This window comes from Gordonia phosphorivorans (assembly GCF_042432625.1).
Classification (GTDB): Bacteria; Actinomycetota; Actinomycetes; order Mycobacteriales; family Mycobacteriaceae; genus Gordonia; species Gordonia phosphorivorans.
Map to the genome: position 1 here is coordinate 1 of NZ_JBHLWV010000056.1, position 15121 is coordinate 15121.

14 protein-coding genes are annotated in these 15121 nt (G+C 68.4%); 8 read left to right on the top strand and 6 right to left on the bottom strand.

Annotated elements, in window-relative coordinates; all coding sequences use genetic code 11:
* Positions 1-199: 199 nt before the first annotated feature.
* Positions 200-2212, top strand: coding sequence for a hypothetical protein (locus ACFFJD_RS17345; protein ID WP_382366461.1), 2013 nt, complete (start codon positions 200-202; stop codon positions 2210-2212).
* An 18-nt stretch (positions 2213-2230) separates the two neighbouring features.
* On the opposite strand, the gene ACFFJD_RS17350 is transcribed toward ACFFJD_RS17345, so the two are convergent.
* The 3 genes from ACFFJD_RS17350 to ramB are packed head-to-tail and all read right to left on the bottom strand — an operon-like array spanning position 2231 to position 4899.
* A complete protein-coding gene (locus ACFFJD_RS17350; RefSeq protein WP_382366463.1) occupies positions 2231-2878 on the bottom strand; it encodes a class I SAM-dependent methyltransferase in 648 nt (215 codons plus the stop codon).
* A gap of 11 nt (positions 2879-2889) precedes the next feature.
* A complete protein-coding gene (locus ACFFJD_RS17355) occupies positions 2890-3423 on the bottom strand; it encodes a carboxymuconolactone decarboxylase family protein (RefSeq protein WP_382366465.1) in 534 nt (177 codons plus the stop codon).
* Between the two features lie 33 nt (positions 3424-3456).
* The gene (gene ramB / locus ACFFJD_RS17360; protein ID WP_382366467.1) at positions 3457-4899 is read right to left on the bottom strand and encodes an acetate metabolism transcriptional regulator RamB; all 1443 of its coding nucleotides are present in this window, start codon (positions 4897-4899) and stop codon (positions 3457-3459) included.
* Between the two features lie 67 nt (positions 4900-4966).
* Here ramB and ACFFJD_RS17365 point away from each other — a divergent pair, with 67 nt between their 5' ends.
* The 3 genes from ACFFJD_RS17365 to ACFFJD_RS17375 all read left to right on the top strand — a co-directional run bounded on the left by ACFFJD_RS17365 (position 4967) and on the right by ACFFJD_RS17375 (position 8342).
* Entirely contained in the window at positions 4967-5707 is a 741-nt protein-coding gene (locus tag ACFFJD_RS17365) for a hypothetical protein (RefSeq protein WP_382366469.1), read from the top strand.
* A gap of 353 nt (positions 5708-6060) precedes the next feature.
* Positions 6061-7356: an isocitrate lyase gene (aceA, locus tag ACFFJD_RS17370; RefSeq protein ID WP_382366471.1), complete on the top strand. Its 1296-nt coding sequence runs from the start codon at positions 6061-6063 to the stop codon at positions 7354-7356.
* Between the two features lie 104 nt (positions 7357-7460).
* The gene (locus tag ACFFJD_RS17375; protein ID WP_382366473.1) at positions 7461-8342 is read left to right on the top strand and encodes a 3-hydroxybutyryl-CoA dehydrogenase; all 882 of its coding nucleotides are present in this window, start codon (positions 7461-7463) and stop codon (positions 8340-8342) included.
* A 142-nt stretch (positions 8343-8484) separates the two neighbouring features.
* Here ACFFJD_RS17375 and ACFFJD_RS17380 read toward each other — a convergent pair whose 3' ends face one another.
* Positions 8485-9900 (bottom strand): HNH endonuclease signature motif containing protein, encoded by a 1416-nt coding sequence (locus tag ACFFJD_RS17380; RefSeq protein ID WP_382366475.1) that lies wholly within the window; start codon positions 9898-9900, stop codon positions 8485-8487.
* A 589-nt stretch (positions 9901-10489) separates the two neighbouring features.
* Between ACFFJD_RS17380 and ACFFJD_RS17385 the strand changes: the two genes are divergently transcribed.
* Entirely contained in the window at positions 10490-11212 is a 723-nt protein-coding gene (locus tag ACFFJD_RS17385) for a heparin-binding hemagglutinin (protein WP_382366477.1), read from the top strand.
* 92 nt (positions 11213-11304) lie between these two features.
* On the opposite strand, the gene ACFFJD_RS17390 is transcribed toward ACFFJD_RS17385, so the two are convergent.
* Both ACFFJD_RS17390 and ACFFJD_RS17395 read right to left on the bottom strand, forming a co-directional pair.
* Positions 11305-12096 carry an SDR family NAD(P)-dependent oxidoreductase gene (locus tag ACFFJD_RS17390; protein ID WP_382366479.1) on the bottom strand — a complete coding sequence of 264 codons (792 nt, stop codon included), beginning with the start codon at positions 12094-12096 and terminating at the stop codon, positions 11305-11307.
* A 2-nt stretch (positions 12097-12098) separates the two neighbouring features.
* Positions 12099-12875 (bottom strand): TetR/AcrR family transcriptional regulator, encoded by a 777-nt coding sequence (locus tag ACFFJD_RS17395; RefSeq protein WP_382366481.1) that lies wholly within the window; start codon positions 12873-12875, stop codon positions 12099-12101.
* 22 nt (positions 12876-12897) lie between these two features.
* Between ACFFJD_RS17395 and ACFFJD_RS17400 the strand changes: the two genes are divergently transcribed.
* From ACFFJD_RS17400 to ACFFJD_RS17410, 3 genes are all read left to right on the top strand, one after another.
* Positions 12898-14226: a DUF445 domain-containing protein gene (locus ACFFJD_RS17400; RefSeq protein WP_382366483.1), complete on the top strand. Its 1329-nt coding sequence runs from the start codon at positions 12898-12900 to the stop codon at positions 14224-14226.
* 92 nt (positions 14227-14318) lie between these two features.
* A complete protein-coding gene (locus ACFFJD_RS17405; RefSeq protein WP_382366485.1) occupies positions 14319-14735 on the top strand; it encodes a helix-turn-helix domain-containing protein in 417 nt (138 codons plus the stop codon).
* Between the two features lie 16 nt (positions 14736-14751).
* The gene (locus tag ACFFJD_RS17410) at positions 14752-15114 is read left to right on the top strand and encodes a DUF2516 family protein (RefSeq protein ID WP_382366487.1); all 363 of its coding nucleotides are present in this window, start codon (positions 14752-14754) and stop codon (positions 15112-15114) included.
* Positions 15115-15121: the final 7 nt, after the last annotated feature.

Below are 15121 nucleotides of genomic sequence, written 5' to 3' on the forward strand. Positions count from 1 at the left end.
TGGACGCGCAAGCCCAAATCGCATAGCGTTCACAACGACTCGTTGATCAGAACGCGTGACTCTACGCCCGATCCGAAGTCCACCACCCCAAGGGGCACTATCCGTTCGACGGCTTCGACCGGTAACGGCTGTCACAACCATCCCCGATACTCCGGCCAAGCGGATAGGGAATCCGCGGGAGGAAATGAGGGGACGACCCATGAATGGATCGAAGAACACACCGACGCGCCGATCGCTGCGACGGGCGGAGCAGCGCCGCGTCGCGCGCACGGGGTTCAACAAGCGAAAGATGGCCACCGCGGCCGGTGCCGCGTTCATCTCGGCGTCGATCGCGATGGGGCCCGCGGTGGCCCAGGCCGAGCAGATCAACGCGACGGCCAACGCGCAGAACAGCTACGACACGTGGAACAACCTGATCATCGTGTCCGACGCGCTCGGCAAGACCCAGCGCGCGCTCCTGGCGCCGCTCGGTTCGATCGCCCCCGAGGGCATGCTGCCGACCGTCAGCAACGACAAGACCAGCACGTCCAAGAACCTGAACTTCCTCGAGGGTCTCGGGGATCTCGCGGGTGCGGCCGTGAAGACCCCGGACACCTCGCACGTGCCGGGCGCGGCCGGCGTCTTCGGCCTCGGCGGCCTCGCCGCCGGACTGCCCCAGTACGCGATGGCGCTGCCCACCGCGCTCGCCGCCGTCGACACGGTCTCCCAGGTGACGCCGAAGGCTGCCGCCACCGTCGGGGCCCTGCTGGGCGTGGATGCGACAACGTTCGGGGAGAACATCGAAGCCCGCGGGTTGGCACTCCTCCCGTACACCCCGCGGGTGATCCAGGACGGCGGCTACGTCGTGGACAAGCTCGACCTCGGCGACCCGCTGGGCCTGCTCGGGCTGCCGGATGTGCAGTACGATCGCTCCGCCTGGAATCACGCCTACAACTGGCCGCTGCTGCAGATCGACGGCAAGACCTGGCTGGTGCAGGAACGCTACGCCGTCGATCCGGTCACTTCGGAGTCGCTGAAGCAGAACTTCCGCGACCAGATCGGCACCCTGGACACCCTGGACGTCCGGAAGTGCGTGGAGTTCAAGAAGGTCCCGGTTCTCGGCAACGTCGGCTGCAAGGCGTGGTCGTCGACCATCGACACCACGTACAACCCCAACCCCGGCGTGGAGAACGCGCTCAACCAGCTCAACGGCATCGACGTGCCCGGCTTCTCGCTGACCAAGCGGGAGGCGGGCGGGCAGTACAACGTCTTCGGCGACGGCTCGCTGGGCTGGCTGATGTCCACCACCCAGGTGATCATCGGCGACCAGGTGACCACCGTCCCGGTGCTGGCCAGCGGCATCGCGCTGCCGTTCGGGCTGCTGACCGTCGGCGGCCAGTACAGCCCGGGTCTGGTGAGCCAGAACGGCCAGACCGTCAGCGGGGTGCTGGGCACCCGTTCGCAGGGCTGGGCCGTGCCGCTGCTGGGGCTGGGCGTGGACTCCACGTCGGTGCTCGAATCGTTCCAGATCGGGCCGGACGGCATCGCCTACAACTCGGGCTGGACCATCGCCGCCATCAACGCGGGCCTGGGCATTCCGCTCCCGATGGTCTACTCGATGGGCTCGTTCAACGTCGGGCCCAAGGGCATCGGCTACACCAGCCCGTCGTTCTTCGGCGTCGGCCTTCCGTCGTTCCAGCTCGGTGAGGCGCCCGCCGGTGCCGCGATCGACGACGGTGTCCTCGGCGCGCTGACCGGGGCGCTCGGTTCGAGCCTCCCGACCAACATCATCACGCTGGACCCGAAGTACCTGTTCGGGCTGGCCGGTATCACCGACCCGACCGGGCTCGGCCTGCTGGACCCGTTCGGGACCGCGCAGCGCCTGCTCGACCCGGTGTTCCGCACGCTGATCACCCCGCCGGCCACCCTGGCCTTCCAGGGCATGGCCGACGTGGGCACCGCCCTGGGCAACCGGGCCTCGGCCAACAGCGTGACCCTCACCGACACCCTCGCGGAGCTGTCGCAGAAGACCGCGAAGGTGGCCGAGGACGCGCCGAAGACGCTGGACCTGGAGGTCACGGATACCGGACAGAACGAGACGGTGACGCCGCCGGCGCCGGTCATCGTCGAGACGCCGACCGAGGACCTGGTCCAGGAGAACCCGATGGTGATCACCGAGACGCCGGAGCAGGACGCCCCGACGGGCGTCGTCTCGCTGGAGCCGGCCGCGTGATCGACGGCTAGGACGACCTCACCGGCGTCGGGCCTTGCGTGCGTGCACGTACTGCCCGACGCCGGTGATCGTTTGCTCCACCTGCACCAGCTCGTGCGCGGCCAGTCGGTCGAGGATCTCGGTGCGGGAGAACAGTCGCAGGCCCACCAGGCCGGCGGCGGCCGCGGCGCCGGGCAGCCCGGCGATCGAGGCGCGCACCGAGGTGAAGACGATCAGCTCGCCGCCGGGTGCGGTCACCCGGACCATCTCGTCGAGCACCGCCAGCGGATCGTCGATCAGATACAGCGCCGCGAGGCAGGTGACGGTGTCGAACGATTCAGAGGCGAACGGCAGGCGGTGGGCGTCCCCGCGGAGGAAGGTGACGCGCTCGCTCACGTTGTCGCGGGCGGCCTGCGCCAGCATGGCGCGGGAGAAGTCCAGACCCACGTAGGCGCCGTCGCCGGTCAGGCCGCGGCTGGCGTCCTGCGCGTAATTGCCTGGGCCGCAAGCGATGTCGAGAACTCGCCGGTCGCCGGGGCGCGCGAGGTAGGCGCGCAGCGCGCGGTCGTAGTCGAGGGTCGAGGAGCCGCCGAGGCTGAAGCCGCGGGTGAACAGCGGCCGCCACAGATGCTCGTAGATCTGCGAGAAGGCGCGGTTGTGCATCAGTCGCGCGGCCGGCGAGCTCACAGCGGCCGGGCCTAGAACTCGTCGCGCTGCACGCGCAGGACGCCGATGGTGGTGGCGAGCATGTCGTACTGGCCCACCAGCAGCACGAAGGCGATGGCCTTGCGCTCGGTCAGGTGGCGGCGCAGCGCCGCCCAGGTGTCGTCGGAGACGTCCCGGCCGGTGACCAGTTCGTCGGTCGCGCGCAGCAGGGTGGCCTCGCGGTCGCCCCACCCGGCGTCGGGGCCCTCGACGATCCGGGTGTACAGCGCCGGAGTGATCCCGGCCTGCGCGCCCAGCCGACGATGATGGTCCAGTTCGTAGTCGCATTCCCGCAGGTGGGCGACGCGGATGATGATCATCTCGCTCTCCCGGCGGGACAGCTCACCCAGCGGCATCATGCGGCTGGAGAAGTGCAGCCACCCGCGGAACAGCCCCTTGCTGCGGCCCAGGGTGGCGAAGATGTGGGCGTTGTCGGTGCCGGTCGCCAGCGACATCGCGCGCACGATCGCCCAGTTGACGGGGCCCAGTTCGCGTAGCCCGCCGGGTGTGACACGTGGAGTGCTCATGCGTCTCAACGTAGTCGACGTCTGTGCGCCAGATCACCCGCGCCCGGCGTCGGGGGCGGGGACGATCATGTACGGCGAGACGGTGCTGCGGTGCTCGTCGATCGCCAGGCTGGTGCCCAGCGGCGGGAAGGCGCGTTGGGCGCAGCCGCGGCGATCGCAGACGCGGCAGCCGGCGCCGATCGGCGTGGTGCGGGCCTGGGGGCCCAGTTCGAGGCCGTCGGAGTACACCACTCGGTCGGCTTGGCGCAGCTCGCAGCCCATCCCGATGGCGAAGGTCTTGGGCGACTGGCCGTAGCGCGCCGCCCGACGTTCCACGGTCCGGGAGATCCAGAAGTACTCGCGCCCGTCGGGCATCTCGGTGATCTGGGTGAGTATCTTGCCGGGGGAGCCGAAGGTCTCGTACACGTTCCACAGCGGACAGGTGCCGCCGCTGGCGGAGAAGTGGAAGCTGGTGGCCGACTGGCGCTTGGACATGTTGCCCGCGCGGTCGATGCGCACAAAGGTCCACGGCACCCCGCGGAGGTTGGGGCGCTGCAGGGTGGACAGCCGGTGGCAGACGGTCTCGTAGGAGACGGTGTAGAACGCCGAGAGGCGTTCGATGTCGTAGCGGAAGTCTTCGGCCGCGCCGTGGAACTGGGCGTACGGCAGCACCGCGGCGCCGGCGAAGTAGTTCGCCAGCCCGTGTCGGGCCAGGGTCGCGGCGTCCTCGGTGGTGAAGGCGCCGTCGTCGACGAGCGCGTCGATCAGGTCGCCGTGTTCGAGGTAGCCGAGTTCGGCGGCGATGCGGAAGCTGCGCTGACCGATCGACAGGGAGGCGGCGAAGTCGAGGCGACGGTTCTTGGCATCGAAGCGGTGCAGCACGTTGTCGCCCAGGTCCACGCGCCGATCGATGTGGACCCCGTGTACCTGGGACATCCGGTCGGCCAGGCCGGTGCGGATGTCCACCGAGTTCATCCGCATGCGCGAGGTGAGTTCTTCGGCGGCCACGTCCAGGTCGTGAAAGTAGTTGCGGTGGTTGGAGAAGAAGTGCCGCACCTCCTCGTGGGGTGCGCTGGTGGTGCCGCGCAGGCCCGGGTCGCCGCGGCCCGCGGTCACCGCCGCCAACTGCTCGGACACCAGTCGGTAGCGCCGGTGCAGGTGGGCCATCGCCTCGGCCATCGTGCGGTGCCCCGCGACCATCGCGCTGATCTCGGCGGGATCGCTGGCCGACGGGTGGGCGTCGAGGTCCTCGTCGAGCAGGGCCTCGCGCAGCTCGGCGATCAGCCGGACGTCGTCCTGCGGATCGAAGAATCCGATGTCGATGCCGAAGACCTCGCTGATGCGGCCGAGGACGGAGGCGGTCAGCGGCCGGGAGTCGTGCTCCATCTGGTTCAGGTACGACGCCGAGATGCCGAGCGTCCGCGCCATCGTCTGCTGGGACAGGCCGCGCTCACCGCGAAGCTGACGCAGCCGCGAGCCCACGTAGGTCTTGCTCATCGCGCCGTCTTGCCCATCTCGCCCATAGTGTTCCGTCCTCCCGGTGTCCGCTCGGTACGGTGACCGCGTGTCTATTCTTGCGCGCCGCCGCCGGTTCCTGTCGATCACGGCGGTGGCCGTCGGGGCGGCGACCCTGCTGACCGCGTGTGGATCGGCGGACTCCGAGCTGCCGCTGACCGGCCTGGTGCTGTCCTCGGACAGCCTGCCCGCCGGCTACTCGGTGGTGCCCGCCGACGTCGAAGACCTGGTGGCCGGCAACCGTCGGACCCTGGAGCAGGCCGCGTCGGTGGCGTTCACGCCGGAGGGCTGCACGCCCACCGCCGACGCCGCGTTCACGCCGGAGCTGGACGCCGACAACACGGTGCTGCTGGTGGCCCAGTCCGACACCGGGACGCTGTCGGAACTGGTCACCACGGTGCGCCGAAACCTGGACGCGGACCGGCGGGCCACCACCGGGGTCTGCGCGGTGGTCACCGCCGTGCCGAGCCAGGGCACCCTGGCCGGGTCGCGCATCGTCACCACCAGCACCGAACTGCCCGCGCCGAGCGGCGCCGCCGTGGAGCAGGCGCTGGTGTTGCGCTCGGACAGCGTCACGGCGCTGACCGGCGGCCGGGTGCTGGTGCGCAGCACCCTGCTGTCCAATGTGCTGGTGCGTCGACCGAGCGGCGAGGTGGTCACCGTGCAGGTGAATGTGGGCTCGCCCGACAGCGGCGTGCTGCCCGTCGCGCCGGAGCAGATCACCCCGCCGTTGCCCCAGGAGGAGTACCTCGCACTGGTGCAGGCCGCCGTCGATCGCGCCGCCCGCTGACCGTCGCGAGATGTGAGATCACGCACGTTCGACGGCGAGTGCCGCGACCGCGGCGACGGCGACGGCGACCGAACCCGTCCGCCGCTGGTTACTCGCCGGTTCGGAGTTTTCCCAGTACGCGCGTACTTTTTGGCGATCTTGCGAATCCGATCCCCACCCTCGGGTTTGCATGATTTGCAAAACCGGACGAAAAGCTAGCCGGGGTTTGCAGTAGTCAAGGTCTGGACCTGGGAGTTTGTCCTATGGCACCCTGTTTGCAGGCAACGCCTCGAGATGTCGTTCGATTCGCAAGAGGAATGACCTCGGAACCCCCAAGCACTGCCGCTGGGCAGTGGAGCAGAAAGCGAAGGCTTATGACCAACGTCGGACAGGCCCGTACCGCAGCGGAAATCCAGAAGGATTGGGACACCAACCCGCGCTGGAAGGGCATCACTCGCGACTACACCGCCGAGCAGGTCGCCGCACTCCAGGGCACCGTGGTCGAGGAGCAGACTCTGGCTCGTCGCGGCGCTGAGATCCTGTGGGAAGGCGTCAGCAAGGGCGACGACAGCTACATCAACGCTCTCGGCGCCCTCACCGGCAACATGGCCGTGCAGCAGGTGCGCGCCGGCCTCAAGGCCATCTACCTCTCCGGCTGGCAGGTCGCCGGTGACGCGAACCTCTCGGGCCACACCTACCCGGACCAGTCCCTGTACCCGGCCAACTCGGTCCCGCAGGTCGTCCGTCGCATCAACAACGCCATGCTGCGCGCCGATGAGATCGCTCGCGTCGAGAACGACACCTCGGTGGACAACTGGGTCGTGCCGATCGTGGCCGACGGCGAAGCCGGCTTCGGTGGCGCGCTGAACGTCTACGAGCTCCAGAAGGCCATGATCGCCGCAGGCGTCGCCGGCTCGCACTGGGAGGACCAGCTCGCTTCGGAGAAGAAGTGCGGCCACCTCGGTGGCAAGGTGCTGATCCCGACCCAGCAGCACATCCGCACCCTGACCTCGGCTCGCCTGGCTGCTGACGTCGCCAACGTGCCGACCGTCGTCATCGCCCGCACCGACGCTGAGGCAGCCACGCTGATCACCTCGGACGTCGACGAGCGCGACCGCCCGTTCCTGGACGGCACCCGCACCTCCGAGGGCTTCTACGGTGTGAAGAACGGCATCGAGCCGTCGATCGCCCGCGCCAAGGCCTACGCTCCGTACTCCGACCTCATCTGGATGGAGACCGGTGTGCCGGACCTGGAGGTCGCCAAGAAGTTCGCCGAGGCTGTCAAGGCCGACTTCCCGGACCAGCTGCTGGCCTACAACTGCAGCCCGTCCTTCAACTGGAAGGCTCACCTGGACGACGCGACCATCGCGAAGTTCCAGAAGGAGCTCGGCGCGATGGGCTTCAAGTTCCAGTTCATCACCCTGGCCGGCTTCCACTCGCTCAACTACGGCATGTTCGACCTGGCCTACGGCTACGCTCGCGAGGGCATGACCGCCTTCGTCGACCTGCAGGAGCGCGAGTTCAAGGCTGCCGAGGAGCGCGGCTTCACCGCCATCAAGCACCAGCGTGAGGTCGGTGCCGGGTACTTCGACCAGGTGGCCACCACCGTCGACCCGAACACCTCCACCGCTGCCCTGAAGGGCTCGACCGAAGAGGGCCAGTTCCACTAGGAACAGCTCCTCTCACTGAGGTACATGATGATCCCGGGGCTGGCAGGGAGCGATCCACGTCGGCCCCGGGATCATTGCATTCAAGGGCCGATTCAGGAATGGGCATGTCAACGGAAATGATCTCGCGCGTCGGCATCGTCGGCGCGGGGCAGATGGGTGCGGGCATCGCCGAGGTTTGTGCGCGCGCCGGCGTGGACGTGCTCGTGTGTGAACCGACCCGCGAACTGGCCAATGCCGGGCGGACCCGGATTCTGCGGTCCCTCGATCGCGGGGTGTCCTCCGGCAAGCTCACCGAGCGCGAGCGCGAGCAGGCCGCCTGGAAGCTGCGCTTCACCGACGACCTCGCCGACTTCGCCGACCGCCAGCTGGTGGTCGAGGCCGTGGTGGAGGAGGTCGACGTCAAGACCGCCGTCTTCGCCCGGCTCGACGAGGTGGTCACCGAACCGGAAGCGGTCCTGGCCTCCAACACCTCGTCGATCCCGATCATGACGCTCGCCGCGGCCACCGCGAAGCCGGAGCGCGTGATCGGCCTGCACTTCTTCAATCCGGTGCCGGTGCTGCCGCTGGTCGAGCTGGTCACCACGTCGGTGACCGCCGAGTCGGCCTCGGCCCGCGCCGAGTCGTTCGCCAACGACGTCCTGGGCAAACAGGTGGTCCGCTCGGGCGATCGCTCCGGTTTCGTGGTGAACGCGCTGCTCGTGCCCTACCTCCTGTCCGGGATCCGGATGGTGGAGAGCGGTTTCGCCACCGCCGCCGACATCGACAAGGCGATGGTGCTGGGCTGCGCGCACCCGATGGGGCCGCTCAAGCTGGCCGATCTGGTGGGCCTGGACACCGTGAAGGCCATCGCCGAGACCATGTTCGACGAGTTCGCCGAACCCCTCTATTCACCGCCGCCGCTGCTGGTGCAGATGGTCGACGCCGGACGCGTCGGCAAGAAGGCCGGTCAGGGCTTCTACCGGTACGACGAAGCGTCGGCCTCCTAGCCGCGCTCCTTTTCGGCGACTGATGGCCCGGGGCCCGGGCGACCCCCTTGGCCGCCCGGGCCCGCCTCATGGCAGGCACAGTATGAAATTTTCAAACAACACATCGCGTCGGGAACCGTTCCCGGCACTGGTTTCACGCGCCTCACGCGGCGCTGGCTGACAAGGTCAATGTTCGTCGCGCATTCGATCGGATCGGTTCGCGTCGATGTTTCGGATGGTCGGGATCGGCCGGCGGGATGAACCACGGCTGCCGATCGTGACCGATGAACACTTCCCATCCACCGTGGTGGATGAGGGTGTGGTGTCGGCGGCAGAGCAGGACACCGTTGTCTAGGCTCGTCTCTCCGCCGTGCTCCCAATGCTCCACGTGGTGGCCGTCGCACCAGGACGGAGGCGCCCCGCAACCGGGGAAGGCGCAACCGCGGTCCCGAAGCACCAGCGCCTTACGGATGCCCGGCGTGAAGAGCCGCTTCTCGCGACCGACGTTCAGCGGCACTCCGTTGTCGTCGAGCAGCGCCAGGGCGACGGACGCTTCGCACATGATCAGCTCCGCGGTCCGCGCTGAGATGGGTCCGCCGAACCCGAGCCACGGCACGGCGGTCTCGTCCTCTGCGGTCTCGTCCTCAGACATCGGGATTGAGATCGTCTGCCGCGCACCAAGTCCCGCGCCTGAATCGAGTACTTGCCCGTTGATGACGACCGCTGCGGGCACCGACAACGTCACGTGCGGCAGCACTCCGCCGGATTCGGGTCGTTCGGAATGCGACAGATACGTGCGGATCACCTGGGCCATCGCATCCGCTCGCCGCCGCTTGGCCGACCGCCGATCCTGCGAACCGTCCGGCTCGGGCACCGGCCGCGTGAGCGGATCCAGCGCCGCGCTGAGTTCCTCGGCTGCCACGATGTCGAAGTCGATCGTCACCGCCACCCGACCGTCGTCCGTGCGGTTCAGGGTCATCTCGTTCAGGTCGTCACGCTCGGCGACCGGAACCTCCCCGTCCGCCGGAACCTCCGGTGCCAGCTTGATCGCCCACGCCCGAGCCTTCTCCTTCACCCGCGCGGGCGAGGTCTGCACCATCAACGAATGCACCACCCGCGCACGATCCGCCTCGGTCAGTTCCACCCGACCGGCCACGTGCCCGAGACCGGACGCCACGGCATCGCCGTGCTCCGCCGACACCGCACCATCACGCAATCCGCGAATGGCCGACACAAGGTGCTCGTCGGCGATCGCCTGTCCGAGCCGCGCGGCTCGGTAGGCCACCGCCGGTGCCGCCCCGAGTTCGGCGAGGATCGCCGCGGCGGACCGCACATGCTTCCGGGCGGGTAGTCCGACGCGTTCGATCGCCGCGCACGTCGCGGCGACCGAGTAGTCGGCCACATTGCGTAACCGCAGAACCGCCGCGGCTACGGCCAGCAGTTCACGGTCGTCGTCAACCGCCCGCGCCCGAGCCAGGAACTGCCCGAGATTCGCCGGCGTATCGATGTCGGTACCGACGGGGATAGTGAGGTCATCGCTCAGCAGATCGGTGAAGGCGGTGAGAGTTGTTGCGTCCATGACGCTCACTCCTCAAGGTCATGAGAAGCCGATAGCGAAGGAACCGGTCGAGCCGCGTGACGATCGGTCACCCGGCCACTCATGTTCCGAGAGTCTGCTCCGCGAGTCCGGGACGGTTCATCCCTCTCGCTTATTCTTATGATACACCCCACTATCACACCGCACAATAGTGCGAGCATGTTCTTGAGGCGGCGACGAGAGTGTCGGGACCGGGGCGCGGCGACGCCGACGGGCACTGGGGTGCGACGACGGCGCGGGGTAGAACAACGGCACCGGGTAGAACAACGGCAGTGGGGCGCGCCACGATGGGTATATGACGCCGTAGATCGCTGAGCTGCCGTCGTCGAACCGGCAATGAGGCGAGCCGGCGATGTGCCGACCCAGCGGGCGCAAAAGCGGTGAACAGTTAGCAGCCTGGATGCGTCTTCCTGCATCTATCCGGTGAAATGGGCCACAACTGCTAGCACGTCGCTAGCTTTTGCTAGCACTCCGGTGCATACTTAGGGAGTCCAATTCACGGGATCCGGAACTTGGAAGACATCCGAGAGGTGTCTGCAGGAGAGAAGCGGATCGAATCGAAGGAGTTGCCATGAGCACCACCGAACGCACCCTCCCCACGCCCCTCTACGCCGTTGTCGGCGCCGGTGACGTCGTGGTCCAGGAGGCCAAGGAGGTCTACGACCGTCTGCGCACCCGCGCCGAGGCCGCACAGACCCGCCTGACCGAGACCCGCACCCGTCTCGCCGACCTGCCGTCCGACGTCAACGTCGACGACATCAAGGCCAAGCTCAAGCGCGACGAACTCCGCGAGGAGCTGCGCAAGGTCACCGCTCCCTACGTGGAGACCGCGACCGACTTCTACAAGGACCTCGCCGAGCGCGGCGAAGGTGCTGTGGAGCGTCTGCGCACCCAGCCCACCGTCCAGGAGAACCTGGAGCGCGTCGGCAAGGTGTACAACGAGGCCGTCGACCTGACCGAGGACGCCCTGGGCGTCGTGTCGTCGCAGACCCGCGCCGTCGGTGAGCGCGCTGCCGCTCTCGCCGGTCGCGCCGCCGACAAGGTCGAGGATGCCGCCGCTGACATCGAAGAGGCCGGCGCCAAGGTCGTCGACAAGGTCGCGGACGCTGCTGCTGACATCGAAGAGGCCGGCGTCAAGGTTGCGGCCGAGGCCAAGACCGCCGCCGCGAAGATCGACGAAGCCGCCGACACCGCCAAGGCCCGCGCTGCCAAGGCTGCTCCGGCCAAGAAGGCTCCGGCTCGCAAGGCTCCGGCCAAGCCCGCTGCCAAGGCTGCGCCGAACACCGCTAAGTGATCGTTCCGGTCTGACCGGTCACGCAGAACTGCCCCCGCACCCGATGGTGCGGGGGCAGTTTTCTGTTTGTGGACCTGGTCGGGCAGGCCGAGTCAGGCGGGCGGGAACAGGCCGCCGCCACCGAACGGGCCGCGGTGCGACGACGGCGCGGTGCCGTCGTCGTTGGTGATCCCGTACTCGGCACCGAGTTCGGCGGTGATCAGCGTGTGGCCGCTGACCTCGGCGAGATCCGGCGACGTGGCGAGCCGCTCGATCACCCGGCCGATGAACGTCGGGTCCTCGGCCTCGGAGATCGGGAACCCGGCGAACTCGGTGATCCCGACCGAGAGCAGCAGCTCGGTACGGACCAGGCCGGGCCACAGCGAGACGGTGCTGACGCCGGTGCCGCGCAGCTCGTGGGCCATGTCGAAGGTCATCTTGTCCAGGGCAGTCTTGCTCATGCCGTACAGCACCGAATGCAGTTGTCCGCGCGAGCCGAACGACGAGATGGACGCGATCAGGCCGGAACCGCGTGCGGTCATCATCTTGGCCGCGTGCACCGATGCCACGTAGTGGGCGCGCAGCCCCACGGTGATCAGGGTGTCCCAGTCGCTGAGCGGCCGCTCGTAGAACTTCTCGGTGAAGCCGGCGAAGCCGGGCGGGGAGGCCCACACGTTGTTCACCAGCAGGTCCAGTCGTCCGGCGCTGGACTCGATGCGTTCAAAGACGGAGGCGACGGCCTCGTCGTCGGTGTGATCGCAGGTCAGGTTGGTCACGCCGTCGGGGCCGCGGCCGCGACGGGAGGTGCCGAAAACGGTCCAGCCGGCATCGCGCAGGGCGGTGGCGACGCCCTTGCCGACCCCGCGACTGGTCCCGGTGACCAGGGCGACGGGCTTGGTACTCATGGTTACTCCTCGTTCAGGATGGGGGAGATGCGCGGCGGCGCGGCGACGAAATCGGAGGCGGAGCCGCCGGCCTGGATCACTCCGGCCACACCGCCCCACAGCAGCATGGTGAGTTCGTCGGTCAGCTGGTCGGCGTCCACCCACGGCGCATCCAGCCAGCGTCCGACGGTCAGCTCCACGCCGCCGATCATCACCAACGCCCAGGTCGCGGCTCCGCTGGTTTCGGCCTCGCGGTCGGTGAGGCGGCTGTGCAGCGTCGACTCGATGGCGCCGGCGAAGACGCGGACCGCGGCCGCCAGCATGCCCGGATCGGAATGCTCGGTGGTCACGCTGTAGCGATACAGGTTGGGGTTCTGCGCCACGGTGCGTACGTACACGCCGATCACGGCGCGGACCAGCTCGAAGTCGTCGAGCTCCTCGGTGAGTGCCTCGGTGAGCCCGGGCAGCAGCGTCGTCTGGATGAACGCCTCACTGACCGCGGCGGCGAGGTCGTTCTTATCGGTGAAGTATCGGTAGAGCACCGTTTTGGACACGCCTACGTGCGCGGCGATCTCGTCCATGCCCGCCTCGGGCCCCAGCGCGCGCACCGCCTCCATGGTGCCGAGAATCAACTCGGTGCGGCGTGCCTGCTTGTGTCGGGCCCAGCGCTGTTTGCGCCCGTCAGAGGCGACGGCATCGACGGCGGGCGCGAGCAGGCGCTGTTCGATCTCACGCGTCAGAATCGCGGCAGCATTCACCGCGGCGCGCGCGGCACCGGCCGGTCGGGGTGGGGTAGCCATCACCTGGCCACCCTAATCGTTCATGGGTGACACTGGTCTGATGTCGACCACGTTGCCCGCACCGCCCGCCGCCCGGACCGCGCCCAGCGGTCTCGCCGAGCCGGACGCGGAACGTATCCGCAGTCTGCGCAAGATGAAACTGCTCGCCGTCTCGTTCCTGATCTTCGCCGCCATGGTGTACCTGGCCATGCGTTGGCTCGAGCATCGGGACGGCGCCGACGTGGCCGGATGGGTGGGCTACGTGCGCGCGGCCTCGGAGGCCGGCATGGTCGGCGCGCTCGCCGACTGGTTCGCGGTGACCGCCCTGTTCAAACATCCGCTGCGCCTGCCGATCCCGCACACCGCGCTGATTCCGCGGAAGAAGGACGAGATCGGCGAGCAGCTCGGCGGCTTCATCGAAGAGAACTTCATGATTCCGGACGTGATCGCCGAGCGGGCGCGCACGCTGGACCTGCCCGGCCGGGTGTCGGGCTGGGTGGCCGACCCGGCCAACGCGAGCCGGGTCAACGACGAGGTCTCGCGCGCGTTCGGACTGCTGTCTGAGATGCTGCGCGACGAGGACGTCGAGAAGTTCATCCAGGCCGTCCTCAAGTGGGCGGCCGAGCCGGTGTGGGCGCCCCCGGTGGGTCGGGTGCTGCAGCAGCTCGTCGACGAGGATCGGCTGGAGCCGGTGATCCAGCTCCTGTGCGATCGCGCGCACGACTGGGCGCTGGGCAGCCAGGATCTCGTCGACCGGGTGATCGACCGGGACGGCCCGGCGTGGACGCCCCGCTTCGTCAACAATCTGGTCGGCGACAAGATCTACCGCGAGCTCACCGAGTTCACCTACAAGGTGCGGGCCGACCCCGACCACGACCTGCGGCTGGCGATGGCCGAGTTCGTCCGCAACTTCGCCGACGATCTGCAGCACGACGACGCCATGATCGCCAAGTTCGAGGGCATCAAGGAGGAACTGCTCGGACGCGACGAGGTGACCGGTGCCGCCTCGACCGCGTGGCAGGCCGGCAAGGCCGTCATCGAGCAGATGCTCGACGACCCCAAGTCCACGCTGCGCACCTCGCTCTCGGAGTCGGTGATCCGGCTGGCGGTGCGGGTCCGCGACGACGCGCCGCTGCTGGACAAGATGAACACCTGGGTGGCGCGGGCCGGGCAGCACGTCGCCGAGAACTACTCCACCGAGATCATCTCGGTGATCACCGAGACCGTGCGCGGCTGGGACGCACAGGAGACCAGCCGCAAACTGGAACTGCAGGTGGGCCGCGACCTTCAGTTCATTCGTATCAACGGCACCGTGGTGGGCGCGCTCGCCGGGCTCGCGATCTACACGTTCTCGGAACTGCTTTTCGGCTGACGGGTGGGCTGTTCCGTTCCTCTCACCCCGACACCTCCGCTTGCATTTGTTAGCGCCGGTTCGGGATACTCGAAGGTGAGAGGACGGCACCGGTGAGCAGCGACGACGACAAGCAGATCGACACCCCCAGCCCCGCGCACGACATCGGGGGGTTCATCCGTACGCAGCGGATGGCGGCCCAGGTCTCGCTGCGACAGTTGGCCGAGCGCGCCGGGGTGAGCAACCCCTACCTGTCGCAGATCGAGCGCGGCCTGCGGAAGCCGTCGGCCGACGTGCTGGCGCAGATCGCCAAGGGGCTGCGTGTCTCCGCCGAGGTGCTCTACGTGCGCGCCGGGATTCTGGAGGAGCGCCCGGCCAGCCCGGTCCGCGATGCGCTCCTGGTGGACACCACGATCAACGAGCGGCAGAAGCAGATGCTGCTGGAGATCTACGACACTTTCCGCAACGAGAACTCCGCGCAGGCCGCGGCCGAGCCCGCCGCCGAGCCCGACTCGGAATCACGCGGTTAGAGTGGTCGATGTGAGTGTGGGCTGGATCGTAAACCTGATCATCTTCGTCTTGATGCTCGCCCTGACCGGCCTGACCTTGGTCGGCGCGGTGGCGGGGCTGGTGCATGCGGTGGTGACCCGCCCCGACGCCTACCCGGCGATCGACACCAAGAGCAAGGGCTTCTGGGTGGCGATCATGGCGGTCTGCGCCGCCGTGGCCGCCCTGTTCGGTGTGCTCCGCGTCCTGACCCTGCCGATCATGGCCGCCGGCGCGGTCCTGACCTCGTTCGCCGGGCTGTTCCTGTTGGCGTCGATGGTGGGCACCAGCGTCTACCTGGTCGACATCCGGCCGCGCATCGACGAGATCCAGGGTCGTTCGTGGTTCCGCAAGGCCGCCTGAACCTCCG

Excerpts from the sequence above, each read along its gene's own strand:
- ACFFJD_RS17345 (WP_382366461.1), top strand. The coding sequence starts at position 200 with ATGAATGGATCGAAGAACACACCGACGCGCCGATCGCTGCGACGGGCG.
- ACFFJD_RS17355 (WP_382366465.1), bottom strand. The coding sequence starts at position 3,423 with ATGAGCACTCCACGTGTCACACCCGGCGGGCTACGCGAACTGGGCCCC.
- ramB (WP_382366467.1), bottom strand. The coding sequence starts at position 4,899 with ATGAGCAAGACCTACGTGGGCTCGCGGCTGCGTCAGCTTCGCGGTGAG.
- aceA (WP_382366471.1), top strand. The coding sequence starts at position 6,061 with ATGACCAACGTCGGACAGGCCCGTACCGCAGCGGAAATCCAGAAGGAT.
- ACFFJD_RS17375 (WP_382366473.1), top strand. The coding sequence starts at position 7,461 with ATGTCAACGGAAATGATCTCGCGCGTCGGCATCGTCGGCGCGGGGCAG.
- ACFFJD_RS17380 (WP_382366475.1), bottom strand. The coding sequence starts at position 9,900 with ATGGACGCAACAACTCTCACCGCCTTCACCGATCTGCTGAGCGATGAC.
- ACFFJD_RS17385 (WP_382366477.1), top strand. The coding sequence starts at position 10,490 with ATGAGCACCACCGAACGCACCCTCCCCACGCCCCTCTACGCCGTTGTC.
- ACFFJD_RS17390 (WP_382366479.1), bottom strand. The coding sequence starts at position 12,096 with ATGAGTACCAAGCCCGTCGCCCTGGTCACCGGGACCAGTCGCGGGGTC.
- ACFFJD_RS17395 (WP_382366481.1), bottom strand. The coding sequence starts at position 12,875 with ATGGCTACCCCACCCCGACCGGCCGGTGCCGCGCGCGCCGCGGTGAAT.
- ACFFJD_RS17400 (WP_382366483.1), top strand. The coding sequence starts at position 12,898 with ATGGGTGACACTGGTCTGATGTCGACCACGTTGCCCGCACCGCCCGCC.